The organism is Cryobacterium suzukii, from assembly GCF_004403185.1.
In the GTDB taxonomy this organism is placed as follows: Bacteria; Actinomycetota; Actinomycetes; order Actinomycetales; family Microbacteriaceae; genus Cryobacterium; species Cryobacterium suzukii.
In genome coordinates this window covers 488,438-508,841 of the sequence record NZ_SOHJ01000002.1, presented here as the reverse complement: position 1 = coordinate 508,841, position 20,404 = coordinate 488,438, and the positions used below count along the sequence as shown (strand labels likewise).

12 protein-coding genes and 1 tRNA gene are annotated in these 20,404 nt (G+C 64.3%); 2 read left to right on the top strand and 11 right to left on the bottom strand.

Features of this window, described 5'->3' with window-relative positions; translation table 11 throughout:
* Positions 1 to 7: 7 nt before the first annotated feature.
* The 8 genes from uvrB to polA form a co-directional block, all read right to left on the bottom strand.
* Positions 8 to 2,071 carry an excinuclease ABC subunit UvrB gene (gene uvrB / locus E3T39_RS03075; RefSeq protein ID WP_134513242.1) on the bottom strand — a complete coding sequence of 688 codons (2,064 nt, stop codon included), beginning with the start codon at positions 2,069 to 2,071 and terminating at the stop codon, positions 8 to 10.
* Positions 2,072 to 2,118: 47 nt separating this feature from the next.
* On the bottom strand, positions 2,119 to 2,766 hold the full coding sequence (coaE, locus tag E3T39_RS03070) for a dephospho-CoA kinase (RefSeq protein ID WP_134513241.1): 648 nt from the start codon (positions 2,764 to 2,766) through the stop codon (positions 2,119 to 2,121).
* A gap of 82 nt (positions 2,767 to 2,848) precedes the next feature.
* Complete coding sequence (locus E3T39_RS03065; RefSeq protein WP_134513240.1) at positions 2,849 to 3,358, bottom strand: response regulator; 510 nt, start codon at positions 3,356 to 3,358, stop codon at positions 2,849 to 2,851.
* Positions 3,359 to 3,704: 346 nt separating this feature from the next.
* Positions 3,705 to 5,159 carry a 30S ribosomal protein S1 gene (gene rpsA, locus E3T39_RS03060; protein WP_092448535.1) on the bottom strand — a complete coding sequence of 485 codons (1,455 nt, stop codon included), beginning with the start codon at positions 5,157 to 5,159 and terminating at the stop codon, positions 3,705 to 3,707.
* A gap of 206 nt (positions 5,160 to 5,365) precedes the next feature.
* Positions 5,366 to 8,014 carry a multicopper oxidase domain-containing protein gene (locus tag E3T39_RS03055; protein WP_134513239.1) on the bottom strand — a complete coding sequence of 883 codons (2,649 nt, stop codon included), beginning with the start codon at positions 8,012 to 8,014 and terminating at the stop codon, positions 5,366 to 5,368.
* A complete protein-coding gene (locus tag E3T39_RS03050) occupies positions 8,011 to 9,126 on the bottom strand; it encodes a hypothetical protein (RefSeq protein ID WP_134513238.1) in 1,116 nt (371 codons plus the stop codon). Before E3T39_RS03050 ends, E3T39_RS03055 begins: the two co-directional genes overlap by 4 nt.
* A 162-nt stretch (positions 9,127 to 9,288) precedes the next feature.
* Entirely contained in the window at positions 9,289 to 10,962 is a 1,674-nt protein-coding gene (locus E3T39_RS03045; protein ID WP_134513237.1) for a DUF885 domain-containing protein, read from the bottom strand.
* A 74-nt stretch (positions 10,963 to 11,036) separates the two neighbouring features.
* Complete coding sequence (gene polA, locus E3T39_RS03040; RefSeq protein WP_134513236.1) at positions 11,037 to 13,715, bottom strand: DNA polymerase I; 2,679 nt, start codon at positions 13,713 to 13,715, stop codon at positions 11,037 to 11,039.
* A gap of 52 nt (positions 13,716 to 13,767) precedes the next feature.
* Between polA and E3T39_RS03035 the strand changes: the two genes are divergently transcribed.
* Positions 13,768 to 14,193, top strand: coding sequence for a hotdog fold thioesterase (locus tag E3T39_RS03035; RefSeq protein WP_104192758.1), 426 nt, complete (start codon positions 13,768 to 13,770; stop codon positions 14,191 to 14,193).
* Here the strand turns inward: E3T39_RS03035 and E3T39_RS03030 are convergent.
* Positions 14,190 to 17,720: a TM0106 family RecB-like putative nuclease gene (locus tag E3T39_RS03030; RefSeq protein ID WP_134513235.1), complete on the bottom strand. Its 3,531-nt coding sequence runs from the start codon at positions 17,718 to 17,720 to the stop codon at positions 14,190 to 14,192. The genes E3T39_RS03035 and E3T39_RS03030 overlap by 4 nt on opposite strands.
* Before the next feature lie 135 nt (positions 17,721 to 17,855).
* A complete protein-coding gene (locus tag E3T39_RS03025) occupies positions 17,856 to 18,461 on the bottom strand; it encodes an ANTAR domain-containing response regulator (RefSeq protein WP_035879545.1) in 606 nt (201 codons plus the stop codon).
* Positions 18,462 to 18,499: 38 nt separating this feature from the next.
* Here E3T39_RS03025 and E3T39_RS03020 point away from each other — a divergent pair.
* Positions 18,500 to 18,582, top strand: a tRNA-Leu gene (locus E3T39_RS03020).
* Positions 18,583 to 18,897: 315 nt separating this feature from the next.
* On the opposite strand, the gene pyk is transcribed toward E3T39_RS03020, so the two are convergent.
* Positions 18,898 to 20,343, bottom strand: coding sequence for a pyruvate kinase (gene pyk / locus E3T39_RS03015; protein ID WP_134513234.1), 1,446 nt, complete (start codon positions 20,341 to 20,343; stop codon positions 18,898 to 18,900).
* Positions 20,344 to 20,404: the final 61 nt, after the last annotated feature.

The following is a 20,404-nucleotide window of genomic DNA, read 5'->3' as shown; positions in this document are numbered from 1 at the left end:
AGCCGCGCTACTGCAGGTGGCCGGCCTTCTCCATCTGCCGCAGCTCGCGCTTAAGCTCGGAGAGCTCATCGCGCAGGCGCGCGGCAAGCTCGAACTTCAGCTCCCCGGCAGCCTCGAGCATCTGCGAGTTAAGGTCGGCGATGATCGATTCGAGGTCGTTGGCGCCGTTCGCGGCCAGGCCGACCCGTCGGTTAGGAGTGGAACTCTTGCGCCGGGCATCGCGGCCGGCCAGTAGTTCGGCGGTGTCGGCCTCCTCACGGGCCAGGGCCTCGGTGATATCACCAATGCGTTTGCGCAGCGGCGTCGGGTCTATTCCGTGCAGCGTGTTGTAGGCCACCTGCTTCTCGCGGCGACGGTCGGTCTCGTCGATCGCTTTCTCCATGGATGCCGTCAGCCGGTCGGCATACATGTGTACCTCGCCGGACACGTTTCGGGCGGCTCGCCCGATGGTTTGGATGAGCGACGTGGCGGAGCGCAGAAACCCTTCTTTGTCGGCGTCGAGGATGGCAACGAGGGACACCTCGGGCAGGTCGAGGCCCTCGCGCAGCAGGTTAATACCGACCAGCACGTCGTAGATGCCCGCGCGCAGCTCGGTGAGCAGTTCCACCCGGCGCAACGTGTCGACGTCGGAATGCAGGTAGCGCACGCGTACCCCGGCTTCGGTGAGGAAGTCGGTGAGGTTCTCAGCCATTTTCTTGGTGAGCGTCGTGACGAGCACGCGTTCATTGCGCTCGGTGCGCTTCTTGATCTCTTCGAGCAGGTCGTCGATCTGCCCGGCGCTCGGCTTGACGATGATCTGTGGGTCGATCAAGCCGGTCGGGCGGATGATCTGTTCGACGATGCCATCCGCTATGCCCATCTCGTACTTACCCGGCGTGGCCGACAGATACACGGTCTGACCGACCCGGTTCTTGAATTCGTTGAACTTGAGCGGTCGGTTGTCGAGCGCGCTCGGCAGCCGAAAGCCGTGGTCGACCAGGGTGCGCTTACGCGAGGAGTCCCCCTCGTACATGGCGCCGATCTGCGGCACGGTCACGTGCGACTCATCGATGACCATGAGAAAGTCGTCGGGAAAATAGTCGAGCAGGCAGTGCGGAGCCTCCCCCGGCTCACGCGCATCGATGTGACGGGAATAGTTTTCGATGCCGGAGCAGAAGCCGATCTGCTCCATCATCTCGAGGTCGAAGGTGGTGCGCATACGCAACCGCTGGGCTTCAAGCAGCTTGCCCTCGCGCTCCAGAACCTCCAGCCGGTCGGCAAGTTCGATCTCGATGGTGCCGATGGCACGGCGCATGACGTCGTCGCTTGCGACATAGTGCGACCCGGGAAAGACCGAGACGGCGTCGAGTTTCTTGACGATGTCGCCGGTGAGCGGATGCAGGCTGTAGAGCCCCTCAATCTCATCGCCGAACAACTCGATGCGAATAGCGAGCTCTTCGTACATTGGGATGATCTCGATCGTGTCGCCGCGCACTCGAAAATTGCCTCTCGAAAAATCGACATCGTTGCGCTTGTATTGCATGGCGACGAATTTGCGCACCAACCAGTCGCGGCTGACTTTCTGGCCTACCTGCAGCGCGATCATGGCGTCGAGATAGCCTTGCGGCGTGCCGAGCCCGTAGATGCACGACACGGTGGACACCACGATGACGTCGCGGCGGCTCAGCAGCGAATTGGTGGTGGAGTGCCGCAGCCGTTCCACCTCTTCATTGATCGAGGAGTCTTTCTCGATGAACGTATCCGTTTGCGGAACGTAGGCCTCTGGCTGGTAATAGTCGTAGTAGGAGACGAAGTATTCCACCGCGTTGTTCGGCATGAGGTCGCGAAATTCGTTGACCAGCTGGGCCGCGAGAGTCTTGTTGTGGGCCAGGACGAGCGTTGGGCGTTGCACCTGCTCGATCAGCCAGGCGGTCGTGGCCGACTTGCCGGTGCCGGTGGCTCCCAGCAGAACGATGTCGGTTTCGCCGGCATTGATGCGGGCGGTGAGGTCGGCGATGGCGGACGGCTGATCGCCGCTCGGGGTGTACTCACTGACCACTTCAAACGGGTTCACAGAGCGCGTAGGTTCCATGCTGTCATTCTACAAAGGGGGTCTGACAGTCAGCCTCCGAGGGTCGACTACGGCGTGCGGGTGCCGTCGGTCTCTTCGACCATGCGAGCTTCGTCCGCCCGTACGCGAGTCCACAGGTCGTCGACCTGAGCCAGAGTCGCCTCGAGCGTGCCGTCGTTATCGATGACGACGTCGGCCAGGGCGAGGCGGTCCGCATCACTGGCCTGCGCGGCAATGCGGTGGGTAGCTTCTTCACGCGTCAGTCCACGTAACTCCACCATGCGCTCGATTCGGGTCACAGCATCTGCGTGCACGACAACGATCAGATCAAAGCTGACCAGACCGCCAGCGACGGCCTCGGCCAGGAGCGGAACGTCGTACACAACGATGACGTGCGGGTCGGCGGCACCCGCGGCGGCGACCCGGTCGCGGGTGAGTCGTCGTACAGCCGGATGCGTGATGGCGTTCAGCCGCTCCCTCCGGCTCGCGTCGGAAAAAATGATGGCGCCCAGCGCTGGTCGATTTAACGTGCCATCCGGCAGCAGGATCGTGTCGCCGAACTCGGCGGCAATCGCGGCGAGGCCGGGGGTGCCGGGTTCGACCACTTCACGAGCCAGCTGGTCGGCGTCGATCCCGACGGCGCCCCAGAAGGCAAGGCGCTTGGCCACGGTGCTCTTGCCCGAGGCGATTCCGCCGGTCAGTCCAATCAAATACATTCCGCCATGCTATCCGCTGTACTGCCGCGCGTGAGGAGCGGATGCGACCCGCAGGCACCGAAACAGGACGGCGGGCATCGACTTATCCGAGGGGTCGTTGAATCTCGGCCAGGAGCGCCTCATTGCTGCGGAGACCCAGCAGGGTGAGGGAAGTCTGCAGCTCGGCCTGCTGGAGCGGTTTCTCCAAGACGGCAGCAGCCCCCCGGCTCAGCGCCATGCCCATGTCCGTCCGTCCACTGATAACAATGACCGGTGCGGATGCCAGCCCCAGCGAATCTTGCAGCTTCAGCAGGAATTTCCAACCGTCCATTCCGGGAAGGTGCACCTCGAGAGTGATCAGGCAGAGCGGAACACGACGAGCGATATCGAGAGCTTCCTCGCCGCCCGCAACCGTGATTACCCGAAATCCGTCTGTCTCCAGGAGCAGCCGCAAGAGCTCGGCCGATTTGGGGTCGTTCTCGACGACGAGCGCCGTCGAGTGGCTCGCCGCGGTGTTGGTGCTGACGATTGCCTCGTCGAGGCTGGACGGCGCTGCGTCGAAGGCAGCGTCGCCGCCCGTGCCGCCGTTGTCTGAGGGACGAAAACTTTTCATGAAATGCTCCGATGGGGCTGTGATTCGTGGAACTGGTGTGCACGGGCTAATTCATCCAGAAAACAGGTTTTCTTGGGGAAGTTGGAGGTGCGGCAATCCCGAAGATATCGGGACGCGCTAAAGAGGAGAAAATATCCTCACTATCAGGTATAGCACGAAGTGTCCAGAGTCCCACGGTCAGCCCGCGCACAACCACCACCGCGACCGCGAGGGATGTTCAGTAGAGTCCGGAATCCGGCTCAACCGCGGTCGTTGCGTCAACCACCGGTGTCCGACCCATCGGCTGTACGACAAAGCGGGCCGCATCCCGAAGGATGCAGCCCGCTGTTGAGGATGAAGCTTGGTGCTAGTTGCCGCCGGAGAGCTTCTCGCGGAGAGCCGCGAGTGCTTCGTCGTCGGCGAGCGTGCCGGCGCCAGCCGACTCGCTCGAGAAGGCCGATCCGGCCGGTGCGACGTCGCTGGGGGCAGCGATCTCGTCGTTCGCGGTCGAAACCTGCTTCTTGTGGGCTTCCCAGCGAGCCTGGGCAGCAGCGTAGTCCTGCTCCCACTTTTCGCGCTGCTCGTCAAAGCCTTCGCGCCACTCGTTGGTCTCGGAGTCGAAGCCTTCGGGGTACTTGTACTGGCCCTTGTCGTCGTACTCGGTGAGCATTCCGTAGAGCGCCGGGTCGAACTCGGTGCCGTCGGGGTCGACGCCATCGTTGGCCTGCTTGAGGCTCAACGAGATGCGGCGACGCTCGAGGTCGATGTCGATGACCTTGACGAAGACCTCGTCGCCGACCGAGACAACCTGCTCGGCGAGCTCGACGTGCTTGCCGGAGAGCTCGCTGATGTGCACGAGGCCCTCGATGCCCTCGGCAACGCGAACGAACGCGCCGAACGGAACGAGCTTGGTGACCTTACCCGGTGCAACCTGGCCGATGGCGTGGGTGCGGGCGAAGACCTGCCACGGGTCTTCCTGCGTTGCCTTGAGCGACAACGAGACGCGCTCGCGCTCGAGGTCAACTTCGAGGATCTCGACGGTGACTTCCTGGCCAACTTCAACGACCTCGCTGGCGTGCTCAATGTGCTTCCAGCTGAGCTCGGAAACGTGAACCAGACCATCGACGCCGCCGAGGTCGACGAACGCTCCGAAGTTGACGATCGAGGAGACGACGCCCTTGCGGACCTGTCCCTTCTGGAGGTTGTTGAGGAACGTGGTGCGGCTTTCGCTCTGCGTCTGCTCGAGCAGGGCGCGGCGCGACAGCACAACGTTGTTGCGGTTCTTGTCGAGTTCGAGGATCTTGGCTTCGATCTCCTGGCCCAGGTACGGGGTCAGGTCGCGAACGCGGCGAAGCTCGATGAGCGATGCGGGCAGGAAGCCACGCAGGCCGATGTCGACGATGAGTCCACCCTTGACGACCTCGATGACCGAACCGGTGACAACACCGTCGGACTCCTTGATCTTCTCAACGTCGCCCCATGCACGCTCGTACTGAGCGCGCTTCTTGGAGAGGATGAGGCGGCCTTCTTTGTCTTCTTTCTGAAGAACGAGGGCCTCGACCAGGTCGCCGACCTTGACAACCTCGGAGGGGTCAACGTCGTGCTTGATGGAAAGTTCGCGGGAGGGAATGACACCCTCGGTCTTGTACCCAACGTCGAGGAGAACCTCGTCGCGGTCGATCTTCACGACGGTGCCCTCGATGAGGTCTCCGTCGTTGAAGAATTTCAGAGTCTTTTCGACCGCGGCAAGAAAGTCTTCAGCAGATCCAATGTCGTTGATGGCGACCTGCTTGGGTGCCCGTTCGGTCGTTGCGATTGTCATGTAGTAGTTGCTCCAGGATGGACATAATCGGGCCACACGCGAAAAACAGTTCAGGTGTTGTAAATGCTCGACGGTGCAGAAAAACCGGGGAACACTTCGCGCACGGCAGCGGCTAGGCGTCACGATTGTGACACCCTATTCTAGCTACCCGGAGAGACGAGGAGCAACTCGACGTCCGGCGAGGCTGCCCTGCCGCCGGAAAGCGGCTATGGGACGACCACGATCTGCCCGGCGGCGCCGCGTTGCGCGTCTGTCATGGCGTGCGTCACGAAGGGATAGGTGCCAGCTTCGGGGAAGCTCAGCTCGACAAACCCGCCTTGCGCCGGCGCGAGACCGAGGGTCTGACTGCCGCCGGTACCGGTGCTGCCGCCGTCACGCAGCAGGTAGTCGCCCTCCGCGTAGACCGTGTCGAACTGACCACCCACGATGTGGAAGGAACTCGCCAGGTTGGGCCCGGCGTCGAGCACCCAAAAGCGGATGCGCTCCCCCACCTTCGCCCGCAGCGGCTGCTCCCGGTATTGGTTGGCGTAGCCGTTGAAAACGACGAGGTCGGGGGTGGCGGCGGCGATCTTGTCGGAATCAGCAATGCCGCCCTGCGGCCCGAGGTAGAACTCGGACTGGACCAGCAGGTATTCCCGGTCGACCGGGTCGAGCCCTGCGGGATCAATGACGACCGCCCCGAACATGCCGTTGGCGATGTGCAGCGACATCGGCATCGTGGAGCAGTGGTACAGCCAGACACCCGACCGCGTGGCGGTGAAAGAATACTCGAGGGTTTCGCCCGGCTCGATCGTGCGCATGGGACCGTCGGGGGCCAGCGCGCCGGCGTGGAAGTCCAGGGAATGGCCGGTCGTGGCCTCGTTGATCAGGGTGATCGTGAAGGTGTCCCCGACTTTTCCGCGCAGGGTCGGGCCGGGAGCTGTGCCGTTGAACGGCCACAGGGTCTGGGTCACCCCTGGGGCGACCTCGACTTCGGTGTCGCCGACCCGGAAGGTGTAATCGTGGTGGGTTTCGGCGGACGCCGGCAGCAGGGCGGCGTCGCGCGCCTCGAATCCAGGCGAGGGCTCAGTCCGGGCTCCGAGGTCGTCGGCGGCGGATGCTGCGGAACCCGTGGCACCGGAACCGACGTGGTCGGCCGCAGCATCCGTCGCGGCGGAGCCGGTGACGACGATCTGCAGCACCATACCCATCTGGCGGTGGCCGGCGATGGAACACCAGCCTTCACTGCTGTCGGACATGATTCCGACGTCGACGATGACGGCCTCCCCAGGGGCGACACGGCCCGAGGTGAACCCATTCGCGAGGGTGAGGTCGTGCACGGCGGTGTCACCGTTGGTGACGGTGAGTTCAAGCCGGTTGCCGGCAGGCACGGTCAGGCTCGACGGCGCAAACCGCATGTCCAGCATGGTCACCTTCGCTTCGGTGACGTCGCCCGAGACGGCGGTCACTGCGCCCTGAGCGGTGACCGATGCCGCACCGACCCCGGCCGTAACCGGGTCGAGTGCGACCCCCGCCGTGACGGCCAGCACGAGCGCGCCGACCGCGGCTGCGGCCATCCCACTACGCGTGCGGCGCGGGATCGTCGCACCCACCGGCGCCACTCCTAGCCCGGTTAAGGGAGCGGACCCGGCACGAGAGCGGATGCGCCCCCCCGCCACGACCGCGCGCACCAAAAGCACCAGAAAGCTCAGCATCACACCGAACACCAACAGGGACAGCACGACCTTGACCAGGCTCGGCACCGGCAGCAGGTACAGCACGATGCCGCCATTGACGACGAGCAGACGAAACAGCGGCGCCCGGTTGAGTTCGACGGCGGCAGCCTTTCCGGCCTGCGGTCCGCCGCCGGAAACCATCGGAACCAGGTAACTGAGGGCGCCGAGCAGCAGTTGCGCACTAAAACCGGCCAGTAACGGAATCAACAGCCAGCCGAGGCGCGCGACGGCGTCGGTCGCTGTGTCGGAAGTCGCTACCAGGACGCCGAGCGCCGCAACACTGAACGCGAGCCAGGCCATCGAAGAGGCGAGGCTCCAGCCAGCGAAAGTCGTCGGCGGCGTGTGCCGCGCCTGCCGCGCCGCCTCTCGCACGACGGGAACCAGGCCGAGAAGGTACAGCAGGGCGCCGGCCCCGACACCGAGCGACACTCCGGCCAGGCTGGCGCCGGCGACGACCGCTACGCCGGCGGTGAGTAACGGAAGGGCGGTGCGGGCGGCGGCATCCGTTCCATCGCCGAGCCGGGTGCGCAGCACCGTGGGCCAAAGCAACAGCAGGGTTCCGACCGCGGTCAGGCCGACCCAGCCGAGCACGTTGAGGGCGATGTGCGCCAGATAGAGGCGGGCGTGCAAGTCGGCGCCGGTCGCCGGGTTCGCCATCCAGATGCCGAGGCCTACCCCACCGAAAAGGCTCACGGTGGCGACGACGTAATAGCGTACGAGCGAGCCGAAGCGGGTCGGTTTCGCCCGGCGGAGTTCGCCGCCCAGAAGGACCGCGTGCAGCACCGCAACCGCGCCGACCAGCACGCCGCCCACGAGCACCACGACGAACAGGTTCACGATCATGCCGATCATCACGAGAACGGCCCCGAGCGTGTGCCCGACGAGGCGAATGATGAGCGACCGGCGCCCGCCCAGTGCCGGCCGTCGCACCAGAGTGTCGGCGAAATGCTGGCTCCAGATGATGATCGCGGTGCTGACTGCGCCGAGCAGTAGAAGGTGCACCATGAGCCAGTCGGCAACCGGAATGCCCTGATGGGTAAGAACAACGACGCCGAGCACGGCGAGCCAAGCGGCGACGACGGCGTTCGTCTGCAGATACCAGGTGCGGCGGGCATGCACGCGGGCCGTGACGGGACTCATGAACGGTCCCTCTGACCAGGTCGTGCGGGCTTGCTCTGGCGCACCGGGCCGAGCACCGCGGAGGCGATAGCGATGATGATGAACAGCAGCAGGGCGGTGATGTTGAGTGATCCGCCGAGCTGGAGCAGGTGGGGTAAGCCGCGCGCATCACCGAACAGCACCCGCAGCACGAGAGACGCGTGCAGCAGAGCCACTGGCAGGTACATGAACGGCCGGTACGGTAGCGGGCGGCGCAGCACGGCCGGCAGGATGACGGGCGCGTGAGCCATGATCATCGAGAGCGTGAACCCCAGCAGCACCGCGTGAATGACCGCGTCGTAGGTTGGGCCGCTCGTCGCGACGCCGCCGACGAGCCAGATACCACCGGCGACGACCAGCCAGGCGTACCCGCTGAGCAAGCAGGCTGCCATGTACCGAGGTAGGCCGGCCGACCCCAGGGTGCGGCGCGCGACATCGTGCAGGAACAGCCAGAACACCACCCACAGGAGAGCGAGGCCAAACAATGGATATCCGAACGCGGGCACGCACAGGGCGAGCGAGACGCATCCGGTCAACGACAGCGACGCCCACAGCAGGGCGCGCCCGGGATGAGAGCCGCGCAGGGACAACCGCGCGAGTTCGAGGCGTTCGCCGGCGATGGTGAGAACGAGGAAGGCACTGAACGCCGGTATCAGGTGGGCAACCGGAACGTTGGCGAGCCAGAGAATCGCGGCGACGAGGAGGTTGACACCGCCGAGGAACTGAATCGCGATGGCCGTCATCGCCTGCCGGCGCCAGATGCTGCGGTAGATCAGCAGCAGGCCGATTGCACCGACCGCGATCGCGGTGCGTCCGAGCCAGGACGGCAGCGGCGCCAGCACGAGCAGGCTGCCGAGGCCGAGCAGGGCCGGGGCGGTGAAGGCCCACCATTTCTTGATCGCGACGGCCCGTTCAAGCACGATCAGGGTACCGACAAAGCCGAAAACCATGAGCGCACCGTGGGACACGGCGATGCGGTCGGCGAGCGGCGGAACGTCGAAGCCGAGCAGGGCCGTCGCCGCGTATAGCCCAAGCAGGAGCGACGCTCCGGCTGGAGCCAGAAACAACAAGCGGATGCCGGAACGATCAATCACGGCACGACGGGACGTCGGCCGAAGCTGGTATGGAGCGGATACGCCCGCTGCTTGTTTCGGCGTAGATACAGTGCCGGTGTCAAACGGGGACGACTCGGGGGGACGCACCTACTCAGTTTACCGAGCCTTATATGCCCGCTGAGGACTGCGTCCCCCTGGCGGTTAGGTCAGCGCCGACCGCAGGGTGTCGAGGCCGACGCCGCCGAGGTCGAGGGCGCGTCGATGAAATTCCTTGACCCTGAAGTTCGCTCCCTCGCGGGCGGCGCACTCGTCGCGCAGCTGCTCCCAGATGCGCTGGCCGACCTTGTACGACGGCGCCTGGCCCGGCCAGCCGAGGTAGCGGTTCACCTCGAATTTGACGAAACTCGCATTCATGTTGACGTTCTGGCCGAGAAATTGGAAGGCATAGTCCGCCGTCCACGGGCCCGAACCGTCTGGCAGGGTCTTGCCGAGGTGCACGCCGATGTCAAGAACGACGCGAGCGGCGCGCATGCGCTGGCCGTCCAGCATGCCGAAACGGTCTGCCGGGTCATCGAGGTAGCCGAGCTGTTCCATCAGTCGTTCGGCGTAGAGCGCCCAGCCCTCGGCATGCCCGGACGTGCCGGCCAGCTGGCGGCGCCACGTGTTGAGCTTGGCCCGGTTATAGACGGCCTGGCCGATCTGCAGGTGGTGGCCGGGCACGCCCTCGTGATAGACGGTGGTCAATTCACGCCAGGTGTCGAATTCGGTCACGCCGGCGGGTACTGACCACCACATGCGGCCCGGGCGGGAGAAGTCGTCGGTGGGGCCGGTGTAGTAGATGCCGCCCTCCTGGGTGGGCGCGATCATGCACTCGATGGTCCTGATCTCGTCGGGAATGTCGAACTGGGTTTCGGCGAGGTCGGCGACGGCTTTGTCGCTGGTTTTCTGCATCCATTCCTGCAAGGCCTGCGTGCCGTGCAGTTTACGTTTCGGGTCAGTGTCGAGGTAGGCGATGGCTTCCAGTACACCCGCGCCTGGTTTGATCTGGTCGGCGATCTTTTCTTGCTCTTCCACCATGCGAGCGAGTTCTTCGATGCCCCATTCGTAGGTTTCGTCGAGGTCCACGGTCGCGCCCAGGAAACGACGAGAGGCGAGGGTGTAGAGATCACGACCGATAGCGTCGTTTTCGGTGGCTTTGCCCTCGAGCTCTGTGGTGAAGAAGGTGGCCAGTTTGTCGTAGGCGGTCGCCGAGCGGCGTGCGCCCACACCGAGGTCTGTGACCAGGGACGCTGGCAGTGTGCCGTCGTCCACAGCTGCGTTCGCGGTGAACTCGGCGAAGAACCCGTCGCTGGCAGCGTGGCGCTTCGCCTGGGCGAGCACCTCCAGCACCTGCCGGCGAGCCGGCGTAACGCCGCGTTCGATGCCGAGGCGAAGAGTGTCGATATACCCGTCGATGGCTGCGGGCAGGTTGCCGAGTCTCGACGAAATGTTGGCCCAGTCGTCGACGGTCTTGGTTGGCATAAGGTCGAAGATCTCGCGAATCTCCTGCGCCGGTGAGGCAATGACGTTGAGGTCGCGCAGCTGCAACTCGGCGTCGGAGCTTTCCACTGTGAGTGCCAACTCGCTGCGCAGGTCGGTCTGGGTGACTTCATCGACGCTGTCGACCGGGTGGGCGGCATCCAGCTGAGCAATGGTCTTCCTGGCCTCGGCGATGAATCGTTCGTGGCCGGCCGGGGAGTAATCGCCGTAGCGACCGTCCCCCTCGGTGCGGCCGATGTAGGTGCCCACCGTGGGATCGAGGTCGACGAGGGTGTCCACCCACTCTTCAGCGATCTGGTCGATGGCCGTTGGCGTGCGCTGGATATCGTGTGTCATGCACCGAGCCTAGAACACGAGGGATCCGCCTGAACCCCCCAATTGGGGAAAGTGGCCGGTCAACCCGCAAGGGACTAGTGGGCGGCTGCGTCCCAGTTGGGTCCGCGACCGACCTGCACTGTCAGCGGAACGAGCAGGTCGGCGGCGGACTCCATGTTGTGGGTGACGACCTGGCGCAGGGCGTCCCACTCCCCCGGTGCGACGTCGAAAATCAACTCGTCGTGTACCTGAAGCAGCATGCTGGATCCCATCGAGGCATCCGCCAGATCGGCGGCGATACCGTTCATGGCGATCTTCATAATGTCGGCCGCCGAACCCTGAATCGGAGCGTTGAGGGCCGCGCGTTCCGCGTTATCGCGCAGCACTCGTTTGGGGCTGGCCAGGTCAGGGAACGGCCGGCGCCGCCCGTAGATGGTCTCGGTGTAGCCGTCAACCCTGGCTTGTTCGACCACGTTGCGCAGATAGTCGCGCACAGCTCCGAACCGCTCGAAGTAGTCGGTCATGAGCTGCTTGGCTTCCTTGGTGTCGATGCGCAGCTGCTTGGATAAACCGAATGCGCTGAGGCCGTAGGCGAGCCCGTAGCTCATCGCCTTGACCTTGCTGCGCATCTCACCGGACACATCGGCGGGGTCAACACCGAAAATGCGCGAACCGACGAAACGGTGCAGGTCCTCGCCGGCGTTGAAGGCTTCGATCAGGCCCGCGTCCTCGGAAAGATGCGCCATGATGCGCATCTCGATCTGCGAATAGTCCGCAGTGAGCAGACTCTCGCTTCCCGCGCCGGCTTGGAAAGCGGCACGGATGCGCCGACCCTCCTCGGTGCGCACGGGGATGTTCTGCAGGTTCGGATCGTTCGAGGAGATGCGGCCGGTCGTGGTACCGATCTGCACGTAGGTGGTGTGGATTCGGCCGGTCGTGTCGATGGCTTTATCGAGGGTCTCAACAATTTGGCGCAGCTTGGTGGCATCACGGTGCTTCAGCAGCAGGTCGAGGAACGGATGCGGGTTGCTCGCCTGCAGGTCGGCCAGGGCGCCGGCATCCGTTGAAAAACCGGTCTTGTTGGCCCGGGTCTTGGGCATCTGAAGCTGCTCGAACAGCACGTCTTGCAGCTGTTTGGGTGAGCCGAGGTTGACCTCACGGCCGATTTCGGCGTAGGCCGCCGCGGCGAGACTCGCGGTGCTGGCGCCGAGCTCAGCTGATAGTTCGGCGAGTTGCTCGTGCGAGACGCTGACGCCAGCGAGCTCCATGTCGGCGAGGGCCAGCAGGGTCGGTAGCTCGATCTCCAGCAGCAGCTTGAGAGACCCGGGATCCAGCGCGGTCTCGACGGCGGCGAATACCCGCAGGGTGTACCAGGCCTGGGCTGGGGCGCCAGCCTGCTGGGTCTCGTCGGGCACGAGCTGGTTGGGATCTGTCACCGGCAGTGCTTCGTCGAGGTACCGTGACACGAGGTCGGCCAGGGTCTTGTCCGGTCCGCCGGGCCGGACGAGCCAGGCGCCGACCAGCGTGTCGAAGGCGAGGCCGGCGAAGGGCAGGCCGCTGCGGCGCAGGGCTTTCACCTGGTGTTTGGCGTCGTTCATGATCTTCAGGGCATCACTCGCGAGCCAGGCTTCGAGCGGGGCGTAGTCTTTGCGATCGGGCTGCCACGGCAGGTTGATGGTTTCGGTCGGGCTGGCCAGCCCGAAACCGATAGCCTTGCCGTCTTGCACCTCCACCGTGAGGCCGAGTCCGGCCGGGTGGGCCGCCGTTGCCCGGTCGAGCCAGGACTGCAGCTCCTCGTCCAGCAGGTCCTGCGCGACGGGCGACTGCACGGCTGGAACCTCCTCGATGGCGGCGACGAGAGCAGAGCCTTCCGCCGCCGGGTCTTCGCCGGCGAGTTTGAGCACCCGGTCGAGCAGCGTCTTAAATTCAAGGCGAGTGAAGATGTCGCGCACGGCGTCAGTGTTCATGGCCCCGCGTTCGAGGGCGGCAACGGCCACGGGCAGCTCCAGGTCGGTGACCAGGCGGTTGAGCCGGCGGTTGCGAATCGCGTTCTCCCTCTGCTCGCGCAGGTTGTTGCCGACGACGCCCTTGATCTCGTCGGCGTGTTCGAGGATGCCATCGAGGCTGCCGTAGAGGCCGAGCCACTTGACGGCGGTCTTCTCGCCGACCTTGCTGATGCCGATCAGGTTGTCACTGGTTTCACCGACGAGGGCGGCGACGTCGGGATACTGCTCCGGTTCGATGCCGTAGCGCTCGCGCACCCGGGCCGGGTCGTAGCGAGTGAGGGCCGACACGCCCTGGCTGGAGGGGTAGAGCAGGGTGACGGTCTCGTTGACGAGCTGGATCGCATCCCGGTCCCCGGAGACGACGAGCACGTTGTAGCCGGCCACTGTCCCTTCGACCGATAGCGTCGCGAGAATATCGTCGGCCTCGAAGTCTTCCTTGGTGATGGTCGTGATGTTCATCGCAGCGAGGGCTTCTTGCAGCAGCGGAATCTGGCCGAGGAACTCCGTAGGCGTCGCATTACGCGTGCCCTTGTACTCCGGGTATTCCCTGGTGCGAAAGGAAGCGCGCGAAATGTCGAAGGCGACGGCGAGGTGGGTTGGCTTCTCGTTGCGCAGCAGGCTGAGCAGCATCGACAGAAAGCCGTGGATGGCGTTCGTGTGCTGCCCGGAATGGGTCTGGAAGCTGTCCACCGGCAAGGCGAAGAACGCCCTGAATGCCAGGGAGTGGCCGTCGATGATCATCAGGGTAGGCTTTTCGGAGTCCAACACTCCCCCAGCCTACAAGTGTCTTCCCGCGTGGGCTTCCCGACCAAAGGTGATCATGTTCAATACGACTGACGACGCACTCGCCTGGGTTCAGCAGCGCGGCTGCGGAGATCTCGCCGACAAGATGGGGCTGGAGTTCACCGAGTTCACCATTGACCGGGCCGTGGCACGGATGCCCGTGGCCGGCAACACGCAGCCGGCCATGCTCATGCACGGCGGCGCCTACGTCGTGCTCGGTGAGTCACTCGGCTCGATGGCCGCGAACCTGCATGCCGGACCGGGAAAACTCGCCGTCGGTATCGAAATCAACGCCTCGCACAATCGCTCGGCAACGTCCGGCTACGTCACGGGGGTGTGCACCCCGATTCACCTTGGCCGCACGCTCACCACCCACGAAATCGTCGTCACCGATGATGCCGGCCGGCGCTGCTCGACGATTCGCATCACGAACATCATCAAAGACCTGCCGCCGTCAGCCTAGATCTCTGCCGAGTCTGGCTCGACCAGGCTGATGAACGCGCTGAGCTCGGCGAGGCCAGCGGGCGTCACCGGCAGATGCGCCGTCAATGCGGGTGAATAGACCAGATATGCGGCCCATTTGGCCCGCGAAATAGCAACGTTCAGCCGGTTCTTCATAATGAGGAAGGCCAGGCCGCGCGGCACGTCGTCGGCCGAGCTGGCAGCGAGGGTGACGATCGCCACGGCCGCCTCCTGACCCTGAAACTTATCGACCGTGCCGACCCGCACGTTGGAGTAGCCGGCAGCGGCCAGCGCCGCATGCACGAGGGCCAGCTGCGCGTTGTAGGGCGTCACGACGATCACGTCGGCTTCGCTCAGTAAGTCGTTGCTGCGATGCTCGGTCGGGTCGGTCCAGAGCCGACCGAGGGCGTTACGCACGAGTGCGACGACGGCATCCCCCTCTTCGGCTGATGAGGTGGAATTGCCGGTGTGCACGACCGGAACGGCGTGCAGCCCAGGCGTGACACCGGCGAGGAACCGGGTCGAGGTGATCGGATTGGCGAGCAGGAGCCCGCCGTAGGAGAGGCGGGAGACCGGCTCTGCCACCGCCGGATGCATGCGGCGACTTTCGGCGAGAAAATAGCCTCGCGTATCTGACAGCACGTCGTGGCCGGCCGCGACCCAGCCGAGCGCTGACTGGTCGATCGGCTCGGGGTGCATGCCCTGGCTCACCTGCGGCAGTTGCTGCGGGTCGCCCAGCAACAACAGGTTCTGCGCGCCGACGCTCGCCGCGATAGTCGAGGCGAGCGAAAACTGGCCGGCCTCGTCGACGACGAGCAGGTCAAGACTGTGCCGCGGCACACGGGCAGAATTGCTGAAGTCCCAGGCGGTGCCGCCGATGACGAATCCGGAATTGGCGTGGTCGAGTGCAAAGAGCAGTTGACCGTCTTTGGGCAGCGTCGTGTACGTGGCCTGTTCCGGGTCAGTCCCGGTTTTGGCTACCTTTCCGACGAGGGCAGGATCGAGCCCGGCCGTGACGATGGCGCCGAGCAGATTCTCAACGACGGCGTGTGATTGAGCGACGACACCAATCTTCCAGCCGTGCTGCTGCACGAGCGCCGTGATGATGTGGGCGCCGAGGTACGTTTTGCCGGTGCCGGGTGGCCCCTGGATCGCAATGTATGACCTGTCGAGGTCACGCAGACTTGTCAGGACAGCTTCGATGGTCTCTCCATCGGCTGCGACGGCCGCCAGATGTCCCGTGCGGGTGCGCGGCGGGGCGCGACGCAAAATATCGACCATAGGGTCGCGCGGCCAGTCCGGCTGGGCGTCAACGATCGTTTTAGCCCACTCATCGATGGCGGGCTTCTGCTGTAACGGCCGGGGCGGGGCGGCCGGGGCGAGTGCGCTCGGTCGGTGGTGGTAGCGCGCGACGTCTTTCAACAGGGTCTCTTCGACCAGGATTCCTCCGTCGTCGGCGACCTCGAGCACTTTTACGGCGCGGTGGGTGCGAGCACCCTCCGCGGTGTCGGGGTTGGCGAACGGCCCAGGGTATTCGTAGAGCAGGTATGGCCCGGCCTGGTCTCCGGGCTTGATGCTGCTGCCCGGTGCCAGACGCCCGCGAAGCCACAGGTGTCGACGATCGACGCGCTGCTGGCCCTCGCGAAACCAGTCACGCTCTACGTCGACGCGGTCGACTATGAGCACGTCGCGGGTGTCTTGCCATTCGTCGATCGGGTACTCAAGCCGAGAATAGTGTCCCCACCAGAAACTCTTCTGCTCCCGGCGGTGGTAGTCGATCGCGGCGGCGGCGAAGGCCGCCGCCGCCTGGTCGGCGGTGCGCGACGTGTGGCCAGTCGTGGCCGCGACGGCGAGCAGGGCGTCGCGCACCGGCGACGGCTCGAGCGTGTCGGCCTTTGCTTCGAGCTGGGTGCCGGCTGAGCGGATGCCCGCCCCTACCGCGAGCGTGAGCAGCCAGTCGCGCAGGCGCAACGTCGACACGCAGTCGTAACGGTTGTAGTCGGCGATGGAATCCAGCATGCGTTGCGCTTCGGCTTTGTCGCCGTGCGCGTGCAGGTCTCGAGCGCCGGCATATTCGCTGATGGAATCCGCCGCGTTCGTGACCTCGCCGCCTCGCAGTTCGGCGCCCATGTAGAGCGGCTCGAGCTTCTTGATCGAGTACGAGCGGGACCCGACACGCATGGTCTTGCGCACGAGCGGGTACAGGTCGACCAGCACGTTCTCGCGCAGCAGCTGATCGATCTGGTCTTCGCCGACGCCGTGCCGCGCGGCGAGGCTGAGCAGGTGGGTGCGCTCGTAGGCAGCGTAATGGTAGACGTGCATGTCCGGGTACCGCGCGCGACGGTCGACAAGGTACGCCAGAAACTCAGTGAGTGCCTGCTTCTCTTCCCTCCAGCTGTGCGCCCAGAAAGAATGAAATCTTTCATCGACGTCGACCAATCCGAAGAGGTAGTCGAGGCCCCACTCCGTGGCGGGTTCGTCGGTGCCGGTCGCTTCATCGGTACCCGCTGACGCGCCTGATTCGGAATAGAGTGGGTCACCTTCGAAGTCGAAGAAGATGTCCCCGGGATTAGGCTCGGGCAGCACGGCCAGCGCACCGGGGTTGAACACATCGACTGGCGGTGCCGTACCCACCACCGCTTGGATCTGCAGCCGTGCCTGTGTGCGCAGGGCGGCGAGCGTGACATCGCCCATGCCGTCGATACCACCGTCGGACGCTGCAAGTTCCTCAACGGTGCGGATGCCACCGGACACCAGGCGCGCGCGCTGCGTCAGCCGCAGTCCGGCTACGAGGAGCAGGTCGCGGTGTCTGTGGACCTCAACCTCACAGGTTGCACAGCGCCCACACACGGTGTAGCGCGGGTCTCCCCACCTGACGGAGGCACTGTCGCCGAAACGTTCGGTGATGATCTGCACGAGCCGCTGTTTGCGCTTGCGGTACACCGGGCGAATGTCTGCCAGCTGGTGCACGCTGACGGAGCCATCGCCGAGCAACAGTTCGACGGTCTCAGCCGCATCAACCCCAATGCGTTCAAGTTGTTCGGCGTAAGCGGCCAGCTGTAGCAGGGCGGTCACCCGGGCGTGCCTGGCCAGTTTCGTGTCTTGCACCAGCCAGGTTTCATCACTTTGCCGCACGATGAAGTCGGCGAATCCGAGGAAGGCGATCGGGCCGTCTCCGTTGGGTGGGCCAAAATCGGAATCGAAGAAGGTGGCCTGAAAAATGACGTCGGGGCGCTCGGTGAAGGCCAGCCGGGTATTGTCGGCCGCTGCTTTGAGGGCGGGGCGTGATATCCGCTCTGGCCGTGCAATCTCTATGACCGAATAGTCTTGCCGGTAGCGTTCAAGCACCCGATGTTCGTGCTCGTCGCCGAGTCGGGATGTACGTTCGAGCATGGCATCGACCGGTTCCGGCACGCCGTCAATGCGGCCGAGTTTCGCGTCGATACGGCGCAGAAACGCAAACTCACAAACGGATGCGGCGCTCAGGTCGCTTGCACTGGTCACCAGGCTGCCATCCAGTAGGAACATGCGCCGCCCTTCGTCTATTTCGAGAGTAGCGGGCACCACCGACACGCAGTCCGCAGGGAGCCGGACCGGTACACACCGCCGGACAGCAAAACGGCCCGGCAGAATCTGCCGGGCCGTTCTAATTGCACACTGCGACTACTTCTTGGCGCTGAGCTGTTCGATGATCGCCTGAGACACGTCGTGCATGGTGAGGCGACGGTCCATCGAGGCTTTTTGGATCCAGCGGAAGGCTTCCGGCTCGGTCAGGCCCATCTTCTCGTTGAGCAGCCCCTTGGCCCGGTCGACGAGCTTACGGGTCTCGAACCGCTCGACCAGGTCGGCGACCTCGGCTTCGAGGGTGATGATCTGACTGTAACGCGAGAGAGCGATCTCGATCGCGGGCAGCAGGTCATTGGGGGTGAACGGCTTGACCACGTAAGCGAGGGCGCCGGCTTCGGTGGCGCGCTCGACCAGTTCTTTTTGGCTGAACGCGGTCAACAGAACGACCGGGGCGATGTGCTCCTTGGAGAGGCGTTCGGCCGCGCTGATGCCGTCGAGCTGGGGCATCTTGACATCCATGATGACCAGGTCAGGGCGGAGCTCCCGCGCCAGGGCGACCGCAGTTTCTCCGTCACCGGCTTCGCCGACGACTTCAAAGCCGTTGTCGCGCAGAATCTCGACGATGTCGAGGCGGATGAGGGATTCGTCCTCAGCGACGACAACGCGGCGCGGAGGGGTGGGGGTGCTGTCTTGGTCGGTCACGGGTAAAAGCCTACGGTATTCTGAACGAGTAGTTGTAAGCCGGTGTGGCGGAATGGCAGACGCGGAGCACTCAAAATGCTTTGTTCGCAAGGACGTGTGGGTTCGAGTCCCACCACCGGTACAAATTTTTATTAGTTAAATCCTTGGTCAAACAGGGTTTTAACATTTTCACTGCTAATTCAACAACGGCCGTGCCACAGGTCCATGACACAGGGTGCCCGAACCACCGCAGAATATCGCTCCCGCGCGGGGCTTCCGGCTCGCGTCGCGGACGCGACGATGAAAGAGTCGTCGATATCGCCCAAAGCCCCGCTCCGTCGAAATCACGAAGCGGGGTTTCCGGCTCGCGTCGCGGACGCGAAGATGAAAGAGACGTCGATATCGCCCAAAGCCCCGCTCCGTCGAAATCACGGAGCGGGGCTTTTCGCTATAAACGCTACTTCTTGACGTACGCCGGCGCGACCTCGTTGTGGGCGTCGCCCACGCGGTGCACGCGAATGTCGTTCGTCGAACCCACGATTCCGGGAGGGGAACCAGAGATGACGACGACCTTGTCACCGATTTCCGCGAGGCCCTGCCCGAGCAGAATGTCATCGACCTGACCGAACATGGCGTCGGTGTGGGTAACCGGGTCCACCAGGTAGGTCTGGATTCCCCAGGTGAGGGCCAGACGACGACGGATGCCCGCCTCCGGGGTGAAGGCCAGCATCGGAATTTTCGACCGCAGACGCGACATACGGCGGGCTGAGTCGCCGGATTCGGTGAAGATACAGAGGAACTTCGCGTCAACGAATTCGGCGACCTCGATGGCGGCCAGGGTGATGGCACCGCCCTGGGTGCGCGGCTTGTTGGTCAGCTTTCCGATGCGCTCGAGGCCGTGTACCTCGGTCGACTCCACAATGCGGGCCATGGTCTGCACCGTGACAACGGGGTATTCTCCAACGCTGGTCTCACCGCTGAGCATGACGGCATCCGCACCGTCGAGCACGGCGTTTGCGACATCGCTGGTCTCCGCACGGGTGGGTACCGGGCTCAAAATCATGGATTCGAGCATCTGCGTGGCCACGATGACCGGCTTGGCCATGCGGCGAGCGATCTCAACGGCCTGCTTTTGCACAATCGGCACGGCCTCAAGCGGCAGCTCGACGCCGAGGTCGCCACGGGCGACCATAATCGCGTCGAAGGCGTCAACGATTTCTTCGAGGTTGTCGACGGCCTGCGGCTTCTCGATCTTGGCGATCACCGGAACGCGGCGGCCTTCTTCGGCCATGATCTCGTGCACGCGGACGATGTCATCGGCGCTACGCACGAACGACAGCGCGATGAGGTCGGCTCCGAGACGCAGGCCCCAGCGCAGGTCGGCTTCGTCTTTCTCCGACAGGGCGGGAACATTGACGGCCACGCCGGGCAGGTTGATGCCCTTGTTATTGGAGACCGGGCCGGCGACGATCACCTTGGTGGTGACGACGACGCCATCCGTTTCGATGACCTGCACCTTGACCTTGCCATCGTCGATGAGCAGAAAATCGCCGGGGTGCACATCGTGCGGCAGCCCTTTAAAAGTCGTGCCGGATAGTTCTTTGGTGCCGAGTACGTCTTCGGTGGTGATCTTGAAGATGTCGCCGACGGCGAGCTCGTACGGGCCGCCCTCGAATTTGCCCAGACGAATCTTGGGACCCTGCAGGTCAACCATGACGGCGATGGCACGGCCGGAATCGTTGGCGGCCTTGCGCACATTGGCGTATACGCTCTCGTGCACCTGGTAGTTGCCGTGGCTCAGGTTCATACGACATACGTCGACGCCCGCGTCGATGAGGGCTCTGATCTGCTCGTAACTGGCCGCCGCCGGCCCGAGGGTAGCAACGATTTTTGCGCGTCTCATTCTGGTAAATCTCCGATTTCCGCGCTCTTCAGGCGCATTTCGACGTGGTGCAGGAAGGCTA